The organism is Thalassospira sp. Z349TD_5, from assembly GCF_056173045.1.
The window spans coordinates 1468933-1488673 of the sequence record NZ_CM149654.1 but is presented as its reverse complement, the minus strand read 5'-3'; the positions used below and the strand labels follow the sequence as shown (position 1 = coordinate 1488673).

19 protein-coding genes and 1 tRNA gene are annotated in these 19741 nt (G+C 55.6%); 10 read left to right on the top strand and 10 right to left on the bottom strand.

The window, feature by feature from the left end:
- Nucleotides 1-29: 29 nt before the first annotated feature.
- From mmsB to chvE, 3 genes are all read right to left on the bottom strand, one after another.
- Nucleotides 30-1214 carry a multiple monosaccharide ABC transporter permease gene (mmsB, locus tag AC0VXT_RS06665; RefSeq protein ID WP_475548011.1) on the bottom strand — a complete coding sequence of 395 codons (1185 nt, stop codon included), beginning with the start codon at nucleotides 1212-1214 and terminating at the stop codon, nucleotides 30-32.
- A gap of 10 nt (nucleotides 1215-1224) precedes the next feature.
- Nucleotides 1225-2748, bottom strand: coding sequence for a multiple monosaccharide ABC transporter ATP-binding protein (mmsA, locus tag AC0VXT_RS06660; RefSeq protein WP_475548010.1), 1524 nt, complete (start codon nucleotides 2746-2748; stop codon nucleotides 1225-1227).
- 218 nt (nucleotides 2749-2966) lie between these two features.
- Nucleotides 2967-4046, bottom strand: coding sequence for a multiple monosaccharide ABC transporter substrate-binding protein (gene chvE, locus AC0VXT_RS06655; RefSeq protein WP_475548009.1), 1080 nt, complete (start codon nucleotides 4044-4046; stop codon nucleotides 2967-2969).
- Nucleotides 4047-4275: 229 nt separating this feature from the next.
- Between chvE and AC0VXT_RS06650 the strand changes: the two genes are divergently transcribed.
- The 4 genes from AC0VXT_RS06650 (at nucleotide 4276) to msrB (ending at nucleotide 7096) form a co-directional block, all read left to right on the top strand.
- Nucleotides 4276-5274 (top strand): LysR family transcriptional regulator, encoded by a 999-nt coding sequence (locus tag AC0VXT_RS06650; protein WP_022730218.1) that lies wholly within the window; start codon nucleotides 4276-4278, stop codon nucleotides 5272-5274.
- Between the two features lie 186 nt (nucleotides 5275-5460).
- Complete coding sequence (locus AC0VXT_RS06645; protein WP_475548008.1) at nucleotides 5461-6015, top strand: AAA family ATPase; 555 nt, start codon at nucleotides 5461-5463, stop codon at nucleotides 6013-6015.
- 47 nt (nucleotides 6016-6062) lie between these two features.
- Nucleotides 6063-6530 carry a thermonuclease family protein gene (locus AC0VXT_RS06640; RefSeq protein ID WP_475548007.1) on the top strand — a complete coding sequence of 156 codons (468 nt, stop codon included), beginning with the start codon at nucleotides 6063-6065 and terminating at the stop codon, nucleotides 6528-6530.
- 110 nt (nucleotides 6531-6640) lie between these two features.
- Nucleotides 6641-7096, top strand: a complete 456-nt coding sequence (msrB, locus tag AC0VXT_RS06635) for a peptide-methionine (R)-S-oxide reductase MsrB (protein ID WP_475548006.1) — start codon at nucleotides 6641-6643, stop codon at nucleotides 7094-7096.
- Nucleotides 7097-7245: 149 nt separating this feature from the next.
- On the opposite strand, the gene AC0VXT_RS06630 is transcribed toward msrB, so the two are convergent.
- The 6 genes from AC0VXT_RS06630 to AC0VXT_RS06605 are packed head-to-tail and all read right to left on the bottom strand — an operon-like array spanning nucleotide 7246 to nucleotide 13257.
- A complete protein-coding gene (locus AC0VXT_RS06630) occupies nucleotides 7246-7746 on the bottom strand; it encodes a phosphatase domain-containing protein (protein WP_475548005.1) in 501 nt (166 codons plus the stop codon).
- Nucleotides 7743-8333: a histidine phosphatase family protein gene (locus tag AC0VXT_RS06625; protein WP_475548004.1), complete on the bottom strand. Its 591-nt coding sequence runs from the start codon at nucleotides 8331-8333 to the stop codon at nucleotides 7743-7745. The genes AC0VXT_RS06630 and AC0VXT_RS06625 overlap by 4 nt, the downstream gene beginning before the upstream one ends.
- Before the next feature lie 34 nt (nucleotides 8334-8367).
- A complete protein-coding gene (locus AC0VXT_RS06620; protein ID WP_475548003.1) occupies nucleotides 8368-9456 on the bottom strand; it encodes an MBL fold metallo-hydrolase in 1089 nt (362 codons plus the stop codon).
- Nucleotides 9456-10553 carry an ABC transporter ATP-binding protein gene (locus AC0VXT_RS06615; protein WP_475548002.1) on the bottom strand — a complete coding sequence of 366 codons (1098 nt, stop codon included), beginning with the start codon at nucleotides 10551-10553 and terminating at the stop codon, nucleotides 9456-9458. The genes AC0VXT_RS06620 and AC0VXT_RS06615 overlap by 1 nt, the downstream gene beginning before the upstream one ends.
- Nucleotides 10541-12280 carry an ABC transporter permease gene (locus tag AC0VXT_RS06610; RefSeq protein ID WP_475548001.1) on the bottom strand — a complete coding sequence of 580 codons (1740 nt, stop codon included), beginning with the start codon at nucleotides 12278-12280 and terminating at the stop codon, nucleotides 10541-10543. The genes AC0VXT_RS06615 and AC0VXT_RS06610 overlap by 13 nt, the downstream gene beginning before the upstream one ends.
- Nucleotides 12280-13257 carry an ABC transporter substrate-binding protein gene (locus AC0VXT_RS06605; protein WP_475548000.1) on the bottom strand — a complete coding sequence of 326 codons (978 nt, stop codon included), beginning with the start codon at nucleotides 13255-13257 and terminating at the stop codon, nucleotides 12280-12282. The genes AC0VXT_RS06610 and AC0VXT_RS06605 overlap by 1 nt, the downstream gene beginning before the upstream one ends.
- Before the next feature lie 217 nt (nucleotides 13258-13474).
- Between AC0VXT_RS06605 and AC0VXT_RS06600 the strand changes: the two genes are divergently transcribed.
- Complete coding sequence (locus AC0VXT_RS06600; protein ID WP_475547999.1) at nucleotides 13475-14257, top strand: DeoR/GlpR family DNA-binding transcription regulator; 783 nt, start codon at nucleotides 13475-13477, stop codon at nucleotides 14255-14257.
- 14 nt (nucleotides 14258-14271) lie between these two features.
- Here the strand turns inward: AC0VXT_RS06600 and AC0VXT_RS06595 are convergent, their stop codons facing one another.
- Nucleotides 14272-15045: a class II glutamine amidotransferase gene (locus AC0VXT_RS06595; protein ID WP_475547998.1), complete on the bottom strand. Its 774-nt coding sequence runs from the start codon at nucleotides 15043-15045 to the stop codon at nucleotides 14272-14274.
- A 196-nt stretch (nucleotides 15046-15241) separates the two neighbouring features.
- Here AC0VXT_RS06595 and AC0VXT_RS06590 point away from each other — a divergent pair.
- The 5 genes from AC0VXT_RS06590 to AC0VXT_RS06570 all read left to right on the top strand — a co-directional run bounded on the left by AC0VXT_RS06590 (nucleotide 15242) and on the right by AC0VXT_RS06570 (nucleotide 19729).
- Nucleotides 15242-15317: transfer RNA gene (locus AC0VXT_RS06590), tRNA-Thr, on the top strand.
- Nucleotides 15318-15525: 208 nt separating this feature from the next.
- Nucleotides 15526-17193: a hypothetical protein gene (locus AC0VXT_RS06585; protein ID WP_475547997.1), complete on the top strand. Its 1668-nt coding sequence runs from the start codon at nucleotides 15526-15528 to the stop codon at nucleotides 17191-17193.
- Nucleotides 17193-17789 (top strand): hypothetical protein, encoded by a 597-nt coding sequence (locus tag AC0VXT_RS06580; RefSeq protein ID WP_475547996.1) that lies wholly within the window; start codon nucleotides 17193-17195, stop codon nucleotides 17787-17789. The genes AC0VXT_RS06585 and AC0VXT_RS06580 overlap by 1 nt, the downstream gene beginning before the upstream one ends.
- A gap of 323 nt (nucleotides 17790-18112) precedes the next feature.
- Nucleotides 18113-19270, top strand: coding sequence for an RNA polymerase sigma factor (locus AC0VXT_RS06575; RefSeq protein ID WP_475547995.1), 1158 nt, complete (start codon nucleotides 18113-18115; stop codon nucleotides 19268-19270).
- A 135-nt stretch (nucleotides 19271-19405) separates the two neighbouring features.
- Entirely contained in the window at nucleotides 19406-19729 is a 324-nt protein-coding gene (locus AC0VXT_RS06570) for a RebB family R body protein (RefSeq protein WP_475547994.1), read from the top strand.
- Nucleotides 19730-19741: the final 12 nt, after the last annotated feature.

Below are 19741 nucleotides of genomic sequence, written 5' to 3'. Positions count from 1 at the left end.
TATTTGCGCCTTTTCTCGTCATCGTATTGTTACGCTTTGTTTTTGTTATAGACGTCAAAGATCACAGCTGCGAGCAGCACCAGACCCTTGATCACCTGTTGCCAGTCAATACCAACACCGACAATCGACATGCCGTTGTTCATGACACCCATGATCAGCGCCCCAACCACGGCACCGATCACCTTGCCAACACCGCCCGACATCGATGCACCGCCGATAAACACAGCTGCGATCACATCAAGTTCAAACGCAAGGCCTGCTTTTGGTGTTGCCGTGTTCAAACGCGCGGCAAAGACCAGACCGGCAAGGGCGGCGAGCATCCCCATATTGGCAAAGGTAAAGAAGGTCAGGCGTTTGGTATTAATGCCTGAAAGTTTCGCAGCCTTTTCATTCCCGCCCAGCGCATAAATGCGTCGGCCAAGTGTTGTGCTGTTGGTGACAAAGGTGAAGATCGCAATCAGCACCGCCATAATGATCAGGATGTTCGGCAACCCGCGATAGGTCGACAGAAGATAGGTCACAAACAGAATGGCCAAACCGGCCACGGCATGCTGTGTGACAAATACCGCCATCGGCTCATCAACGGCGGCAAATTTCGCCTGTTTTGCCCGTGACCGCATGCCCAGGATCGGCAGGAGTGCGGTCAGTGCAACGCCAAGTGTCATCGAAAAGAGGTTAAAGCGCCCTTCGATCAACCCGCCAAAGAAGTCCGGCAGGAAGCCCGACGACATTGCCTGAAATTCCGGCGGGAACGGACCAACTGACGCCCCGCCAAGAAGGGCAAGGGTCAAGCCCTTAAACACCAGCATCCCGGCCAAAGTGACGATAAACGAGGGAATGCGCCAATAGGCCACCCAATACCCTTGGGCCGCCCCAATGATTGCGCCGACCACAAGACATGCCGGTACGACAAAGACGGTGGGTAAATCCCAATGGACAATCATCACCGCAGCAAGGGCGCCGATAAAGCCAACGACCGAACCAACCGAAAGGTCAATATGCCCGCCAACAATGACCAGCAGCATGCCGACAGCCATGATAATGATATAGCTGTTCTGCAAGAACAGGTTCGTCAGGTTGACCGGTTTAAGCATGATGCCATCGGTCACAACCTGGAAGAAGCCAAGAATGGCGACCAGCGCAACAACCATGCCGTATTCACGGATATGGGTGCGCAGATAGTAACCAAGTGATTTGTTTTCAGTATCGCTCATTGTCTGTTCCTCACGCCTTCAGGATCATGCGCATGATTGCTTCCTGGCTCGCATCTTTTGCTGCAAGCTGCCCTTTGATCTCACCTTCGTTCATGACGTAGATGCGATCGCACATGCCTAGAAGCTCCGGCATCTCCGACGAGATCATAATGACCCCCTTACCGTCGGCCGCCAGTTGGTTGATAATCGTATAGATTTCGTATTTCGCACCGACATCGATGCCACGGGTCGGTTCATCAAGAATGAGAACTTCCGGTCCCGCAAACAGCCATTTTGACAAAACAACTTTTTGCTGATTCCCCCCGGAAAGATTGACGACCTTCTGCGCGACATTCGGTGTCCGAATGTTGATTTTCTCACGGTATTCTTCGGCAACGGAACGTTCCGCACCATCATTAAGAACACCGCGTTCAGACACACCACCCAGATTGGCAAGGGTGATGTTGGTCGTAATACTTTCATCAAGGATAAGGCCCATTTCCTTGCGGTCTTCGGTAACATAGGCAAGACCGGCGGCAATTGCCTTTTCAACGGTCGAAACATCGGCGGGTTTGCCGTTGATCAGCACTTCACCAGAAATCTCAGTACCATAGGATTTGCCAAAGATGCTCATGGCAAGTTCGGTTCGCCCTGCCCCCATTAACCCGGCAATCCCGACAACTTCACCCGCCGCAACGTCGATACTGACGTTATCAACGACCTTGCGTTCAGGGTGCAGCGGATGGGTGGCCGACCAATTGCGCACTTCCATCAGTTTTTCTTTGCTGATGTTGGGGGTGCGTTCGGGATAACGATGGGCCATATCGCGCCCGACCATATCCTTGACAATGTCGTCTTCGGTAATCTGTCCGCCGCGCGCATCAAGGGTCGAAATCGCCTTACCGTCGCGGATCACGGTGATCCGGTCGGCAACCCGGTTGATCTCGTTAAGCTTATGCGAAATCAGGATCGATGTGATGCCCTGTGCCTTGAATTCCAGCAACAGATCAAGCAACTTCTGACTGTCGTTTTCCTGCAAACTGGCGGTCGGCTCATCCAAAATCAGCAGCTTCACCTTTTTGGAAAGCGCCTTGGCAATCTCGACCAACTGCTGTTTGCCAACACCGATGTTGGTCACAAGCGTTGCTGGATTTTCCTTGAGCCCGACTTTCGAAAGCAGTTCACCAGTGCGCGCAAATGTCGCAGGCCAGTTTACAATACCGTTTTCGGAATTTTCATTGCCCAGAAAGATGTTTTCGGCAATCGACAAAAGCGGCACCAAGGCCAGCTCCTGATGAATAATGATAATGCCGCGTTCTTCGCTGCTGCGGATATCCTTGAATTCCTGCACGCCACCGTCATAGAGGATGTCACCTTCATAGGTGCCGTGCGGATAAACACCACTCAGCACCTTCATCAGGGTCGATTTACCGGCGCCATTTTCACCGCAAAGTGCGTGAATTTCGCCACGTTCAACCTTCAGGCTGACATCATCCAGCGCCTTTACCCCAGGGAAGGTCTTGGTGATGTTCTTCATTTCCAGGATGGTATCCATCCGGTCCTCCCACTGCCGTCGCTGTGCGACGACGCTTCTATACACGTGTCTTGTTGATTGTCCGGGATAATTTCTTGGCGGATCGTAACATGCCTGCAACTACATCACGAAAAGTGTGCATTTTGGCAAGACATCCGCATCCGGAAATGTTCAGACATTGGAACCCGGCAGACATGCCAAACGACATTTCCACCGGGTTCCATTGCTAAAGTGCTGGCTTACTTCACTTCGTCTTCGGTGTAGTAGCCCGAACCAAGAATGATTTCTTCCCAGTTGGATTTATCAACCATCACCGGCTCAAGCAGATACGAAGGAACGACCTTCACACCGTTGTCATAGGTTTTGGTGTCATTGATGGTCGGCTCGCGACCGGCAAGAACATCATCAACCATCGAAACGGTCACACGTGCAAGTTCACGGGTGTCTTTGAAAATCGTGGAATACTGTTCGCCTGCAATGATCGACTTGATCGACTGCAATTCAGCATCCTGACCGGTAACAACTGGCATTGCCATGTCGCCCGAACCGTAACCGACGCCTTTAAGCGACGACAGGATACCAATCGAAAGCCCGTCATAAGGCGACAGAACGCCATCGACTTTGTCATCGGTGTAATAAGCCGACAGAAGGTTATCCATACGGGCCTGTGCAACTGCACCATCCCAACGCAGGGTACCAACTTTGTCCATGCCCATCTGGCCGGACTTAATGACAACCGTACCTTCATCGATCAGCGGCTGCAGGATCGACATTGCACCGTTATAGAAGAAGTATGCGTTGTTATCGTCTGGCGAACCGCCAAACAGCTCAACATTGAACGGAGGATCACCGGCTTCAAGCAGACCGTCAACCAGCGAGGTTGCCTGCTGAACGCCAACTTTAAAGTTATCAAAGGTCGAATAGTAATCAACATTCGGGCTTTCGACGATCAGGCGGTCATAGGCAAAAACCTTGATGCCCGCTGCCTGCGCATTTTCAAGCGCGTTCGAAAGGGTCGTGCCATCGATTGCGGCAATCACCAGAACATCAACACCCTTAACGATCATATTCTCGATCTGGGAAAGCTGGTTTGGAATATCGTCTTCTGCATACTGAAGATCGGTTTTATACCCGGCATCTTCAAACTGCTTAACCATGGAATTGCCGTCAGAAATCCAACGTGCCGAAGATTTGGTCGGCATTGCGATCCCGACATAGCCTTTCTCGTCGGCATGTGCATAACCGCCAGAAATCATCGGGCTCATCATTGCGGCCGCGCCAAAGGCGACCCCTGCCATTACGGCACTGAGACGTTTCATTGCTATCCTCCCTACAAGACACGGCATAACAGCCATTTCTTTTGCCCGACTTTTCTCAGGCGATGTGGCCTGCGTATGTCGTGTCTTTGTTTTCACTTAATAGTGTATCCGTTTTCCCAAAGGATACGCGCAGCATTATTCAGACCATCAACATAACAATCAAATAAGTAATTTCGAAACTTGCATATCAAAATCGATATACTAAAATCCCCGCGAGGGAGAAACCATCATGACAGAAACACGCAACAGCCGTCCGTTAAGCTCGGCCAAATCCTTACTCTTTCGATCCGGCAATCTGTTTCAGCGCGGATTGAAGCTGAGCCACCTGCGCATGATCGTTGCGATGGAGGAAACCGGTCAGATCAGTCTGGCGGCTGATATGCTTAAAACGTCACAGCCTGCGGCGTCGCGTCTGCTGTCGGAAATGGAAACGATTCTTGAGGTGCGTTTATGTGTGCGCAGCCCGCGCGGGATCGAAATGACCAATGCCGGGCGCGCCCTTGCCCGACGCGCACGCAGCATGCTGATCGAAATCCGCGAGGCCGAACGCGAAATCGAGGACATCAAGCACGGCGGCGGCACGGTGTTCATCGGGGCCGTGACCGCAGCCGCCGTTGATCTGGTCGTGCCCGCCATCCGAAGCATCCAATCGATCAACTCGCTTCTTGAAGCCCATGTTGCAGTTGGGCCGTCGCATCTTCTGATCAAGGATTTGCTGGCGGGGGATCATGATTTTGTCATTGGCCGCGTGCCCGAAGACATGAACCCGCGTCAATTTAACATCCGCGAAATCCGCAGTGAACGCATCCGCCTGATGGTGCGCACAGGTCATCCGTTGCTTGATGACAACAAACCGATAACCCTGGCACGGCTTTCGCGATTTGAATGGATTTTGCCCCCGCCCGGCAACCTGATGCGCCGCACGATTGAAGACGCGTTTATTTCGCGTCACCTGCCGCTGCCCCACTCCAGTCTGAATTCCGCATCCCTTCTGGTGACACTGGCAACCTTGGCCGACACCGATTCCATTGCGCCAATGGCCGAGGAAGTCACAAGCCTTTTGGCCAGTGGCGGGCTGATCACCGAACTGCCGTTTGACGGCGGCATCGAAATCAAACCCTATAGCCTGATCACCGCGCGCGGCCACAGGCTTTCGCCGTCTGCCCAGTTGGTGTCTGACCATATTCTGGCCCGGATTGAAAAGCCATCGGTTCAGGTCGGCGAATAACCGTCTGCTTTGACTGTGGCTTTGACTTTGGCTGTGGCTGTGGCTTTGACGTTGACAGGACCGTGCAAGGCGCTACAAAGCACGTCTCATCTCGCACAGCTTCTTGCACGCTTAAAATCAGCAACACCTGCCATGACCTTGCCGCAAAGTGCCGCCATATCGGGGCGCTTCGCGCAGGAAACACCAATGCAAACGCCTATAACATCCAACCTTGTTGTCATTACCGGCGGGCCCGGTTCTGGCAAAACCACACTGATCAATCACCTTCACCACCGCGGCTATGACACCAGCCCGGAGGCCGCACGCGCCATCATCGAAGACCAGATCGAGCGCGGCGGCAACGCTGTGCCGTGGGACGATAACGAAGCCTATGCCGGGTTGATGGCCCGGCGATCCATCCGCGACTGGCAGACCGGGCTTGATCATCATCCGCGCACGGTCTTTTGTGATCGTGGACTGCCCGATACCTTGGCGCATCGCCGGTTATCGAACCTGCCCGACGACACAGGATTGCTCGGTGCGATCAAAACATACCGCTATCGCCGCACCGTTTTCATCCTGCCCCCTTGGGCGGAAATCTACAAAACCGATCATGCCCGAACACAAAACTTCGCCGAAGCCGTCAGAACATATGTCGTCCTGTGCCGGACCTATCACGAATGCGGCTATGACCTGATCGAGGTCCGCAAAGGCCCGGTTGAACAGCGTGCCAGTCAGATTTTGTCGCGCCTGAAGCTCTAGCCTGCCCCCTAAAAACGTGACCATAACAAAGATAAGCGCTCCATTTCATGATCCCCCTCGCCCATAAAATCCGAACAACCAGCATCGCTATGCTTGGCCTTCTATCCCTGATCGTAACCAGCCTTCCGGCACAGGCCGCGTGCTATGGCTGGCCGCTGCGTGAATATCGCGGGGAGTATGCCTATGACGGGGACACCATCTATGTCGCCATTCCCGGTTTGCCCGGTGAAATCGCCAACATGTTGGTGCGGGTCCGTGGGGTGGATACCCCGGAAATCCGGGGCAAATGCGAAAGTGAAAAGCACCTTGCCAAACAGGCCCGCGATTATGCGCGAAACCGCCTGAAATCGGCTAAATCAGTAGAGTTTTGCGAACCGGAATGGGGGCGATATGGTGGGCGCGTGGTGGCATCGGTGCGCATTGACGGCAGTCCGCTTGATGTTGAACTGATCAGCAATGGACTGGCGCGCGCCTATGACGGCAAGACCAAACGCCAGCCTTGGTGTCAGGGGTAAACTGCCTTCACTTTGATGTGTTTCGGCGGCGTCAGGACTGGACAATTTCAATAATCCCGCCATCTTTGGGGCAATGATTTTGAATGCCCAATGATGACAAGAGGATACGCATGAGCAAATACACCAAAGACACTTACATCAAAGACCCTGACGCAATCGCCGACCTGTCATCCGATCAGTATTACGTCACCCAGGAAAACGGCACAGAACCGCCGTTTCGCAATGATTTCTGGGACCATAAGGAAGATGGGCTGTATGTCGATATCGTATCGGGTGAGCCGCTTTTTACGTCGCGTGACAAGTTTGATTCTGGCTGTGGCTGGCCGAGTTTTGTCAAACCAATCGACAGCGAACATGTGATTGCGCGCGAAGACAACACCCTTAGTATGCGCCGGATTGAAGTCAGATCCAAGCATGCAGACAGCCATTTAGGCCATGTTTTTCCCGATGGTCCGAAGGATCGCGGGGGTTTGCGCTATTGCATCAATTCGGCGTCCTTACGCTTTGTCGCGATTGAGGATCTTGAGGCTGAAGGGTACGGCGAGTACGCAAAATTTTTTGAATAATGTTCGTTATTATTCAAATTAAATGAATAATCAAACCCGACTCAAAAGACCGGCGCATGAAGTTTCATGGCCGGTCTTTTTTGTGGGTTTTTATTTGTATGAGGATTGGAAATCACATCCTAGAAATCAGATCCCTCAAAAATCGCCCCCTAAAAATCACCGGGCGCACATTGCAAACAGGTCAAACCCATCTCGCGCCATTTATCGACCACCCGGCTGCGGTCATCGACGACCAGCCACGGGTCAAACCCGTCAGCACGGATTTGGGCCAAAAGGTCTTCTTTGACGTCTTCATCCGTGCGGTGATCGGCATCGGTGGGGCGCAGGTACATGCCATCAAACGGAATGTTATGGGCGCGCAGCCATGCTTCGGAGCGATGTTGCCAACCGGCGGGGCGGCCTGAGCAAATCACAATCGCATGGCCCGAGGCATGCAGGATACGCAATAACCGTTCGATGTTTTCAATCGGCTTGGCCAAATCCATGGCGTCAAAGAACGCATCCCAGTGTTTTTCCGCCCCATGAACCAGATGCCCCAGGGTATCGGCATCGAAATGCGCCAGTGTTCCATCCATATCAAACACCACCGCTTCGCGTGCGTTGCGTTCGGTGCGGTTGGGGCCTTGCGCATTGGTCTGCGGTTGGTTCACGCGGAAATCTCCTTGATCAGTGTTTCAGTCAAATTTTCATAGTCCCAGCCGGTCGCGGTCGGGCGGAACAGCATCGGGGTGGCGTTGGGCAGGCGTGGCCCGTCGGCTTCAAACCCGGTCATATACAGAATGCAGCGCGCCACACCTGAATGGGCAACAACAACACAGACGTTATCGGTGACCTCGGCCAATGCCTGTTGCATGGCAAAGGAGACGCGCTGACACATGGCATCGAACCCTTCGCCGTTGGGCGGGGTGTCAAAGCGCGGGCACAGTTCATCAATCGGGCGGCCTTCAAGATCGCCCCAATGGCGTTCGCGCAAGCCATCCAGAACATGGGCGGTATAATCGGGCAAAGCCAATTGGGCCGTTGTGCGCGCCCGGTCCTGCGGGCTGACATAGACCGACTGCCATGTGCCGAGCGCCATCAGATCGGCGATTGCGGCTGCCTGCGCGCGGCCGGTTTCGTTTAAGGGCGGCTCGGTCGATCCGGCAATGATGCCTGCCCGGTTGGCATCGGTTTCCCCGTGCCGGATGAAGACAAACGGCACCTTGGGAAAATCGAACTTCTCAGCAGCATAGATCATGACCCGGCGTCATCCCTTTGAAAAAGCATCTGCATTATAAATAGAACCGATCAGCAAGCTGTAGCCGCCCGTCGAACCCGTCAACAAGACCAAAGTCCTCTGGCCGACTGTTAAAAAGCGGTACGACCTGCATGGCGTGGCAGTCATTGGCGACATTCACAACGTGCTGGGACAACGGATGGACGTTCCAGCGGCGGAAATGCGCGTGGCCCTTTTCGACCATTTTACGTGCGTTTAGCGGCATGAAGCCGGTAAAGATCACATGCGCACTTGATCCCAGCCGCCCGGCATCGCCCCAACCGTCAATCAGTTCGCGGGCCTTGCCAAAGGTCGCGCAGGGCGCGTGACACAGCAGCAACCGGGCATCGGGGTTAAAGTGCTTTGCCTTGTTCTTAAGGGTGCGTAGCTGGCGAATGGCATTGGCGTTGACATAATCGCCGCCACGGGCATCAAGCACCTGTTTGACCTGCCCATAGCAACGATCATCCATCGACCAGTCGGTCAGACCGTTGCGTTCAAACAACAAGGCCATTTCGGCGGCCCGGCCACTGGGCGGCACGGGAAACAGGATTTGGCCGTCCAGTTTGGTCATGGTGGTCAAAAGGCTGTCGATCCGCACATTCTGGGTAAGCCCCTCCATGCCATAGGAGGCATCAAGCAACACGGTTGCCGCATCGGGCGGCGTGTCATAGAGGAAGTAATCGGATTCCTGACAAAAATCACCGGAATACAAAACCCCGCCGCCCAGTTCGAAATGCAGCCACACCCCGCCAAAGGAATGGCCGGTGCGCCCGGTGGTCACCGTCACGCCATCGACCTGTATTTCCCCATGGGGCGGCAGTGGAATGACCTTTGCCCCCTTGGGCAATGATTTCGCGGTGACTTCGGTGCAATAAATCGGCAAGCCAGCGGCAACGATTTCATCGGCCGCCCCGATATGGTCGATATGATCGTGGGTAATGAAAACAGCGTTAACTTTATTGAGCCACGCCGGATCAAACCCCTGATCGCTTTCCGGGCCAACGCCGCAATCAAGCAGCCAGCGCCGGTTAAAGAATTCAAGCCGCAAGCAGGCCGGGCCTTTTTCGCCCAAGCCAGACAGAATACGCATCCGGGCTGACATCAGGCGGCCTCACCTTGCATGCGGTCAAACACCCAGCCATCGGATACTTTTAATCCGACGTTTTCGCCAATGCGCGCCCGTCGGTTGGCATAAACCGGCAAGACATGATCACGATCCTGCCCGATCCGCACTGTTAATCGGAACCGCCCACCGAGATAGACGCAATCTTCGACAGCCCCGCGCAACGCCCCGGCATCATCGACCCAGACGTCTTCGGGGCGCAGGCAAAGACCCGCCTGTCCGGCATGTGCCGCCGCCCGATTGCGCACGAAATTCGGACAGATGCGCGCGGCAACATCCGTTTCACCAAGCCGCACCGAACAGGTTCGATCATCGGTGATCGAAACATCACTGATTGGCAAAACCGCACCCGCCCCAACAAAGCCCGCGACCATCAAATCAGCCGGTTCGCGGTACAGGGTTTCAGGGGCGGCCATTTGGCGAATATGGCCCTTATCCATCACAGCAATCCGGTCGGCCATGGCCATGGCTTCGGCCTGATCGTGGGTGACGTAAATCATCGTCGCCCCGGTGCGGCGGTGAAAATCCAGAAATGCCTGTTGCATGGTTTCACGCAAATGCACATCAAGGTTCGCCAGCGGTTCATCAAGCAACACCGCACGCGGTTCCATCACCAGACAGCGCGCCAGTGCCACACGTTGACGCTGCCCGCCGGAAAGTTCGGTCGGGCTTCGATCCGCGTAGGGGCCAAGGGCAACTGTCGCAAGGGCTTCTTTGATTTTATGGTCGCGTTCGGCCCGGCCAAGACCGCGGACTTCCAACGGATAGCCAACATTGCGCGCCACCGACATATGCGGCCACAGGGCATAGGATTGAAACACGATGCCCAGATTGCGCATTTCCGGGGTGACCATGATGTTGCTTTGCGGGTCGGCAACCACCTGCCCGCCCAGCGAAATCACCCCGCCGTCGGGTTCCTCGAACCCGGCGAGAAGGCGCAGCAATGTGGTTTTGCCACATCCCGACGGCCCCAGCAGGGCGACAAATTCGCCATCGGCGATATCAAGCGAGACCTGATTGACCGCGCGATAATCGCCAAAACTTTTGGTAATACGCGAAAGATTTATGTCTGCCATGGCACAACTCCCTTGGGCAAACGACGCGATGCCAGCTGAAAACAGCTCATCAACGCAATCACCACCAGCACGACCATAACCGCCACGGCCGAGGCCAGAACGGTGTCGCCACTGTCATCAAGATTGAAAATCAAAACACCCAGCGTTTCATTGCCCGACGCCCACAACAGGGCCGATACGGTCAATTCGTTGAATGCGGTTAGAAACACCAAGAGCGCCCCGGCGGCGGCCGACGGGGCGGCAAGCGGCAACAGAATGTCGCGCAAGCGCCGACCAAGTCCGGCACCGCAGGCCTGAGCGGCTTCTTCCAATGCGGGGTCAAGCTGGCTAAAGCTGTTCATTACGGGACGCAACGCGATCACAAGGAACCGTGCAAGATAGGCAATGAAAATGATGCCGAGCGTGCCATAGAGGCTGACATCAAGCAGCGGAATGCGGATGAACAGCAAAATGCAGGCAATCGCCAAGACCACACCGGGCAAGGCATAGGGCACTTCGACCAGAAGATTGATCAGCTTGGTCAGGCGCGATGGACGGCGGACCATCACATAGGCCAACGGCAAGCAGACCAAAACCAGTGTGATCGACGCACCAACCGACAGCATGAAACTGTTCTGAAACGCGCGCATGGTCGAGGGTTGGACAAACAGCACCTGGCGGAAGGCATCGAAACTGTAATTGTCGAAATTCAGTTTCACCCCAAAGGCCGGGACCAGCGAGGTTGCAATAAGGGCCAGCAACGGTACGACCAGAATGGCAACGAGTGCCGCCCACAAAACGCCTTCGACCAAGGGTCGCCGTGCGCCAAGGGAGATATCAAGTGGGCGTCCGACCATGCCCATCAAACGATAATCGCGTTTGGACAACAGCCGGTGATGAAGGGCGACCCCGCAAATCGCAATCGCACCAATCAGCATGGCAAGGACCGATACCTCGCCCAGTACCGATGGGCCAAAACCGGCCAGTTTTTGGTAAATAAGCGTCGGTAAGGTTGGATAATTTGCCGGAATGCCCAGCATCGCGGTAATACCGAAATTGCCCAAGGCGGTGACAAAGGCCATGGCGGTGCCGGCAATCAGGCCGGGACTGGTCAGGGGCAGGATAATTTGCCACCACAACCGTCCACCGCGTGCGCCGGCCAAACGGGCGGCTTCGATCTGTTCGCGGGGCAACATGCGCAAATTCGCGCGCAGGGTCAAAAACACAATTGATGAATGTTGAATGCCCAAAAGCAGTGCGATGCCTTCGGCAGAATAAAGCGGCTGGGGCGATCCCATCGCCGGTGCGATGCCAAAGGCATTTAAAAGCGCACTGCTGGGGCCGGTCAGTTGCACCCAACTGAGTGCGGTGATCTGCGGCGGGATCATCATCGGGATCATAAAGCAAAATACCAATGCCGCCTTGGCGCGCACATCGGTCAGGGCCACCAGAAAGGCAAATGATCCGCCGATCAAGAGCGAAATGATCGTGCCAAGACCGGCGGTATAGAGGCTATTGCCTGTGGCCTGCCACGTTGATCCGTTGCCCAGAACATCGCGGAAATAGTCAAAGGACGGCACGCCGCCGACCATGACGCCCTCAAACCCGAGGCGGACAATCGGCAGGATGGAAACGACAAAGACCGGCACCAACAACCAGTACAGCAACCGGTCCGAAGACCGGTTGCTGTTTGAACGGGCAGTCATCATGCCGGGCCAAAAGCCGCGAAGGCGACTTACAGCCTGCATTACTCAGCCCCAAAGATGTCTGCGAATTTCTTTTTGTTGGCGTCGGCCTGTTCAAGGGCAATCGCCGGGTTGAAATCCATCAGTTTGATGTCTTTGCGGGCCGGGAAGCCTTCTGGCAGGTCCATGTCGTTACGGGCCGGGATATAGCCCATATCAAGCACCAGTTTCTGACCGGCATCCGAGAGGACAAAATCAACGAACTTATGCGCCGCATCGACGTTTTTGGCTTCTTTCATGATCGCGACGGGTTCGGTCACATAGGTGACACCTTCGGTCGGGAAGACGAAATCAACCGGCGATCCTTTGGCTTTGCCACGGATGGCAAGGAAATCGACAACCACGCCATAAGGTTTTTCACCCGATGCAACGGCCTTGAACGTACCACCGTTGCCACCCTGTGCGCGGGCATCATTAGCGGCAAGTGCCTGATAGTAGTCCCAACCCAGATCCTTGTTCTCGGTCAGGGTCGAGAGGTGAATAAGAGCCGCACCGGAATAAAGCGGGCTTGGCATGACGATCTGATTTTTCAGCGCCGCATCAGACAGATCAGCCCATGATTTCGGGGCTTTGACTGCGGTATTGTAAACAATGCCCGTCGTGATCAGCTTGGTCGAATAATAATAGCCTTCGCCGTCATACAGCGCATCTTCGTAAGCACTTGCTTCGGGCGATTTATAGGCCTGAAGCTGACCTTCCTGCTTGAGCCCTTCAAGGGTGACGGTGTCGGCAATCAGAAGGATGTCCGGGCGCGGGTCGCCTGCGGCGATTTCGGCGCGCAGTTTGGCCATCAGTTTGGTGGTGCCATCGCGGACCCACTCAACTTCAACATCCGGGTTGGCCGCCATAAAGGCGTCAACCGTGGTCTGGGCATCCTGGGTCGGCTGGCTGGTGTAAACAACCAGTTTTTCGGCCGCCTGGCCAACAACCGGCAACATCATTGTGGCAGTCGCCACCGCAGCAAGAAGAACGTTACGCATGTTTGACATCCCTTGATCGAAAATAATGAAACCCGTTGATGTAAGGTTTCGTTCGAAAACTGTTCGATCCGGAAGCTATCGGGATTTCCGTAACAGTTGTGTGACAACACCAAGAATTAAATGTTTCAACAGGTGTAACGGGCTTTCCAGCCACAATCAGGCCTGTCTATACTCCGGCCAGAAACGAAACCGTACCTTTCGAACGAAAGAATTAGATGTGACTGAAATCCCAGATGCCGTGCCGCTTGACCGTCGCCGCGACCGCATTGTTGCGCTTGTAAAATCGTGTGGATTTATGGCGGTTGAGGAACTTGCGCGGCGGTTTAATGTGTCGGTTCAGACCATCCGGGCGGACCTGCGTGATTTGCAGGAACAGGGGCGCGTGTTTCGCCGTCACGGATTGGCGGGCCCTGCCCCCGATCCGGATAATTCGGCCTATGAAAAACGTGAAGTCTGGAACAGAACCGGCAAACAGGCGATAGCGGCGAAGATCGCCGAACTGATCCCGGAGGGCTGCACGATTGCGATTGGGACGGGCACCACCGCCGAACTGGCCGCCCAGTATTTATCATCGCATCGCAATTTAACCGTGCTGACCAATAACCTGCATGTGGTGATGACATTGCAAAACGCGCCCAACGTGACCTTGCGTCTGGCGGGTGGGACGGTGCGCACCCGAGACCTTGATATCATCGGGGCCGATAGTGCCGATTTCTTTGGCAGCATGCGGGCCGATTTCGGGATTGTCAGTGTCGGGGGGATGTCAGATGACGGCGACCTTCTGGATTTCAACATGGACGAGGTGCGCGCGCGCCGCGCACTTGTATCGTGCTGCGATCATGCGATCCTGATGGTCGATGAAAAGAAAATGGGCCGCAAGGCGCTGTGCCGTGACGGCCATGCCAGCGATTTTCAGACCGTGTTGCTCAATACCGCGCCGGGGGATGCGTTGCAACGCGCGCTGGTCAAGGCGCGCAGTCAGATTGTGGTTGTTGCCTAAACCTTACCAAGGCGTCACGCAGCCAGCGTTGCATCCTCAGTCACCACCAGATTACCATCGACATGCAGGGTATGGTTCGGGGCGACGGCGGCCCAACTGTCGGCGTCTGTATCAAGTGGTTCGGACACAATGATCACATGGCCGTTGCGTTTGCGCCAATAGAGTGAGGGCGGCTTGTCATCGCTGGCGTGGCGGATCGCACAGATGCTTTTGCCGTTTGACAGGCAGGCGGTAAAGCGAAACGGGGCGGTCGCCCCACGGGTTTGCATTTCATGTTCGACGATTTCGATGGTGCGGCGGATGGCGCGGTGCGGGTCTTCGACCAAGCCCAGTGTGAGCATCAGGCAGAAAATCAACTCGCTGTCGGTTGATCCTTGGCGGGCGGCGTAATGTTCATCGTCAATCATGGCTTCGAGTGACCGGCGGACCAGCGGATAGTCGCCAATCTGACCATTGTGCATGAACAGGTATTTGTCATGGGCAAAGGGATGGCAATTGGAGCGGCTGGTGTGTGTGCCGGTTGAGGCGCGGACATGGGCAAAGAACAGGCCCGACTGAATGTGATGGGCCAAGGACCGCAAGTTCGGGTCATTCCAGGCTGGCAGGATTTCGCGGTACAGCCCCGGTGTCGGGCGGTCATCGTACCAGCCAATGCCAAAGCCGTCGCCGTTGGTGGGGGTTTTGGCCTGTTCGGCATGCAGGCTTTGATCGACCAGCGAATGGCGCGGTTCAAACACCAGTTTTTCAAGGTAAACCGGGTCCCCAATATAACTCAGCCAGCGACACATACCCGATCCCCCAAAAACTGCACTTCAGACGGTGCACATCTAAGCCACATAATACAGCACGGTCAATGTGATATTATATTGAACCGTCGTGATTTAAAGACATGGCGTTTGTCAGGCCCCTGTTCGCAGAAAGAACAATAAACCACTTGCCAACCCGGATGTTTGACCGTATTTTCCGCGCCACAAAATGAGTCGTGCTGGCGTAGCTCAGCTGGTAGAGCAACGCATTCGTAATGCGTAGGCCGTAGGTTCGAATCCTATCGCCAGCACCATTTTGAACCACACAAAACCCCGTTGGGCTTTATCGCCCTTCGGGGTTTTGTGTGTCTTGACCAAGACTAAACTTTTCACACAACCCCACCGAGAAACGTCAATTTGCACGGAACCGTTTAAATCCTTGCAGATCATGGAAGACAGTCTGGGCGACCGTACTGACCCGATCATGTCGCCTTCTGCAAGGGCCACACTGGGGATGCGTGCATGACAGACAGTCAAAAGCCCACGGCTCAACCAACCGACAAAACCACCGACCAAGGCACTGACAAAGGTACGCCCTATGCGAGCTTACCGCCCGAACATCAGGATGCGCTTGATGTGATGGCGGCATTGTGCCGTGAATACGGGCTTGAGGAGCTGGCACCGGGGCTTTTGCACAGCAGTTCGCTTTTTCCCGACCCGGCCAGCAGCGGCAGCACACCGCAGGACAGCGGTGCACAGGTTCACCAGCCCATATATGGATTTGACGCGGAACCGCAGGAAACCGCCTTTTCGATCATTCAGAAATTCCTGTTTGATCGCGATCCAAATGCGCCCGATACCCGCCCAAATCAGGCCGGACTTGACGGGCACATCCCCGACCCGGCCAGCGTTCTGGCCAAATCCATGCAATCATCCCCCCAAACCCGTGCAGATCAGCAAAAGGGACCCGATATGACCCAGTCTTCCGAGGCCTCAAGCACCCCTTCCTATGACAGTGCGGCCGCACAGTGGCGCCTGACCACCACCCGCCCGGACGGCAGTGAAACCGATCTTGCCGGGGCGGTGATCAGCGATGACATGTTCCGTACCGCCATGCCGCAGCTTCAAGGCAAGGACAGTCAGGATGCCGATGTTCCCGACTGGACAATTGATCTTGCGCAATGCCTGCCGTTGGCGGCCGGGCGCACCAGCGCGCAAACCGCCATCAGTGCCAAACTGGTTGCACTCGACACGCCCGCGCTTCTTGGGGGCTGGTGCCTGAGTGTTGGGGCAAGTGCCGGTGTGCAATCGGAACTGTCGATTACCGTGCCCAAGACATCGCCGTCGCATTTGCGGGCCTTGTTGTTTGACACAACAGTGACCGATCAGGCGCAGGAACCCTATTCAGAAATGGCGACCTATGGCGGGGGGGCTTATGCGCTTCATCTTGAGCAAACGATTGGCGATGTTGCGAGCGGCACAACGCCGAACCTTGCCCTGATTCGCCTGATCTTTGCCGATCGTCCCGCCGTTCCGGCACAATTGGAATATGTCGGCACCTTGCCCAGCCCGACCTTGCGCGGGACCATTCCGATATCGCCGACCCATGCCATTCCGTTCTGGATGCAAATCACCCCGCCCAGCGAAGGCGACAAGGGGGCGGGCCTCGTGATCCTTGTGCAATATGATCAGGAAGTCAGTTTCAATGTAACTGCGCAATTGCTGACATCGAGCAAATCATGCACGCCAACCGCGATTTTAAATTGCAGCGGGCAAAGCGATAACAGTGCGTGCCGTGCGGCCAGCATGATCGCCAATGCCAATGGGCGTCTTGAAACCACGCTGACCGGACTTGCCACCGCCCCGACCCCAGACGAATTGGCGGGATATGGTTTTTGCCTGGACGGCGATGGCACGTCAGACACATCCAAGGCGGCCCCGGTTGTGGCCCCGACTGTCGCATCCAATGCCAAATCCGTCCCGTCAGCCGCCAAAACCCCGTCTTCTGGCGACGATCAAAGCCCCCCAACGCCACCGCAAGACACCCCGGACAATGGCGATAGCGAGAGCAATGATGATGGTAAAGACCAGCCGTCCGGTCAGAAATCGGGCGGCGGGTCGGCGAAAACCACGCAGGGCGGAACGGGGAAATCGGCCAACTCAAGCACGACCAGCAAGGGAGGTTCCTGATGGCGGGACCGGGACAGTCAGGCATTGATACCGCCAGCAGCCGCAAGGATGCGGTCAGAAAGGCGTTCAATCAGGAATATATGGCCACCCAGCAGGCGATGTCGCAGGCTGCTGAACGCGCACGCACGCAGGTTCTGGATCAACGCTACACCATCAGTTCACATGCGCAGGATGTGAAGGCCGGTGCCACCGCGCCGCAGCCGCCGTTGGGGACGCAAACTGGGACGCAAACTGGTACGCAGGCCGCCCCGGCAGGCAACCAGCAAGCAAAACCCCAGCCACAGCCACAGGGTGCGCCCTACATGGGCAGCAGCCCGGCTGGTGGCGGCGCCCATCAGGTGATGTTCGATATTGCCAATGAAATCCGCAATATCATCAACAAGGAAGTCGACCAGCGCATGCAGATCCTTGCCGCACGGGTTGAAGCCGCGATTTTGCAATCCCTGCCGACGGAAACAGCCGACACCACGGATGCAGATCAGGCCGCAGACGCGCCAAAAGGGGCAAAACGCACCGCTGCCAATAAGGCAGACACATCAAAGAAAACCGACCCTCAAGATAGTACGCTGTCCTCAGCGCCAGACAATCCTCCCTAACAGAACGGATCGGCCCAAGGGCCAAGACCGTGGTTATTGGTGATCGTGCAGCTCACTGAGATACGGAAAACCGCTGTCTCCCGCTACCATCACTTCAGGATTTTGGCCGCGACACCAGACCAGATCCAAGATTGCGTCCCACGAATTCCAGCATTGATCCACCCCCTGCCCGCTTGGGCCGGGGACACTTTGACGAACACAGATTTACAACCATTGATTGCAGTAAATACTTTTATTCACAATCACTCGAATAGTACGTCATAATAGTTACTGCAAAACTTAATCAGCCTAAGGTTGCAATCTGTCAACTGGAGGGATCCATAGTGCAGAACGAAAAGAATACTCAACAGGACGAGGTGAACTTCACAGAGGCAGAATTGCGGTTTGCCCGCAGCCTTGAAGATACCTTAAATCAGGCGCTGGGCGACGGCGACAATGTCACGTCCATCTGGTCACGGTTAAAACCCGAACAACGTGTGCGGGTTGCCGAGGGATATCTTTCACAACTCACCCCGACGGACCCGCAGGATGGCAGCGCCATCGACGACGCACGACAAAGCGATCCGGCCCAAGCTTTTGGGCAGCGCGATGCGACACCCGATTTCAGCGCATCTGTCGCGCAGGCACAAACTGCGTCACCGCCGATCAATGGTGCGCAGAACCGCCAAGGCCCGCCGCCCGGCTATCCCGCAGATTTTAATCCGCTTGCCGGTTTCCCGGGGCTGGAGCCATCACGCTCCGGGCCAAGTCCGGAAGACATCATCGCAAGCGCCCTTCCGGGCTATCAGGGCGGATCACAGATAAGCCCGCTGGATGCCCTTCGGGGGTTGTTGCCCGGTGGTTTTGACTATCCGGCTATGCCGACCCCCACCCCGGGCACACAAACACCCCGGCCTCAGCACAGCGATCCAGCCCCGTCCCCTGAAACCGTCCCGGCGATTGATCCGGAACTGGGTCCGGCCGCGCCGAATTTCTGGCCGCTGTGGATTGATCAGCAGGATGTGCTTTTGAAACAGTGTCTCAAGCTGATGTCGGGCAATATGGATGATGCGCAGGATGCGCTGTCCGAGGCGATGGTCAAGGCATCGACAAAATTCGAAGCCTCGATGGATGAAATCCGCAATCACCGCGCCTGGCTTTCACGGATTGTCCATAACGCCTGTATTGATTTGCATCGGCAAAACCGGCGCAAGGCGGAATACAAGGAAGAAACCCACGGCGGTGCGGATGTTCCGGTATCCCCGATCAGCCCGCCGGTTATTCCCAGCCCGGAAGAATCGTTTTTAACCAACGAAAAGCTCGACCAGCTCGAAACTGTCCTCTGTGCCCTTCCTGAAAAACTGCGCAAGCCGCTTTTGATGCGCTGCGTTCAGGACCGCAGTTATGACGACATCGCGGTCGCCCTGGGCCTAAGCAATTGCGCCGTGCGCAAACGTGTCCAACTGGCACGCGACCACCTGAAGGATGCCGACATTCAATAGTTGGCAAATAAATGAAAAAGACGCGTCACAACCCTAAACACCCAGCGTCTTTAGATTGAAAACGGGACGGCGAAACCCCGTCAGGATCACAACCGCAAGCAGTCCACAGCACACCTACACGAAGGAGACTTTACAATGGCGATTCCGACCCCGGTAAATGGTCAGATCACTGATGCAGTCACCCAGACAAATGTGAAAGTTTTGGGCGACGCCCCGGCAATGGCAATGGGCTCGATTTTTCAGTCCCTCGCACATTCCACCGGCATCCTCTATGAAAACGCCGTCAGCGCACAGCAGCAGATCGGCATCACCTCGCAGGCAGCGACCAATCAGGGCGTCATCCAGATCTATTCGGTCGATACGATGGCAAACTCTGTGGCAACCTCGAAAATTGCCAAAAGCGACGTGCCCGACAATATGCTGTCACTTCTGACCGCACTTCAAGCCACCAAAGGCTGATCCCGTTTACCT

What these genes read in the sequence shown, in the direction of transcription:
- AC0VXT_RS06570 (WP_475547994.1), top strand. Translation starts at nt 19,406, where the DNA reads ATGGCGATTCCGACCCCGGTAAATGGTCAGATCACTGATGCAGTCACC.
- AC0VXT_RS06580 (WP_475547996.1), top strand. Translation starts at nt 17,193, where the DNA reads ATGGCGGGACCGGGACAGTCAGGCATTGATACCGCCAGCAGCCGCAAG.
- AC0VXT_RS06595 (WP_475547998.1), bottom strand. Translation starts at nt 15,045, where the DNA reads ATGTGTCGCTGGCTGAGTTATATTGGGGACCCGGTTTACCTTGAAAAA.
- AC0VXT_RS06585 (WP_475547997.1), top strand. Translation starts at nt 15,526, where the DNA reads ATGACAGACAGTCAAAAGCCCACGGCTCAACCAACCGACAAAACCACC.
- AC0VXT_RS06615 (WP_475548002.1), bottom strand. Translation starts at nt 10,553, where the DNA reads ATGGCAGACATAAATCTTTCGCGTATTACCAAAAGTTTTGGCGATTAT.
- mmsA (WP_475548010.1), bottom strand. Translation starts at nt 2,748, where the DNA reads ATGGATACCATCCTGGAAATGAAGAACATCACCAAGACCTTCCCTGGG.
- AC0VXT_RS06610 (WP_475548001.1), bottom strand. Translation starts at nt 12,280, where the DNA reads ATGCAGGCTGTAAGTCGCCTTCGCGGCTTTTGGCCCGGCATGATGACT.
- AC0VXT_RS06640 (WP_475548007.1), top strand. Translation starts at nt 6,063, where the DNA reads ATGATCCCCCTCGCCCATAAAATCCGAACAACCAGCATCGCTATGCTT.
- AC0VXT_RS06625 (WP_475548004.1), bottom strand. Translation starts at nt 8,333, where the DNA reads ATGATCTATGCTGCTGAGAAGTTCGATTTTCCCAAGGTGCCGTTTGTC.
- AC0VXT_RS06645 (WP_475548008.1), top strand. Translation starts at nt 5,461, where the DNA reads ATGCAAACGCCTATAACATCCAACCTTGTTGTCATTACCGGCGGGCCC.
- AC0VXT_RS06605 (WP_475548000.1), bottom strand. Translation starts at nt 13,257, where the DNA reads ATGCGTAACGTTCTTCTTGCTGCGGTGGCGACTGCCACAATGATGTTG.
- msrB (WP_475548006.1), top strand. Translation starts at nt 6,641, where the DNA reads ATGAGCAAATACACCAAAGACACTTACATCAAAGACCCTGACGCAATC.
- mmsB (WP_475548011.1), bottom strand. Translation starts at nt 1,214, where the DNA reads ATGAGCGATACTGAAAACAAATCACTTGGTTACTATCTGCGCACCCAT.
- chvE (WP_475548009.1), bottom strand. Translation starts at nt 4,046, where the DNA reads ATGAAACGTCTCAGTGCCGTAATGGCAGGGGTCGCCTTTGGCGCGGCC.
- AC0VXT_RS06620 (WP_475548003.1), bottom strand. Translation starts at nt 9,456, where the DNA reads ATGTCAGCCCGGATGCGTATTCTGTCTGGCTTGGGCGAAAAAGGCCCG.
- AC0VXT_RS06650 (WP_022730218.1), top strand. Translation starts at nt 4,276, where the DNA reads ATGACAGAAACACGCAACAGCCGTCCGTTAAGCTCGGCCAAATCCTTA.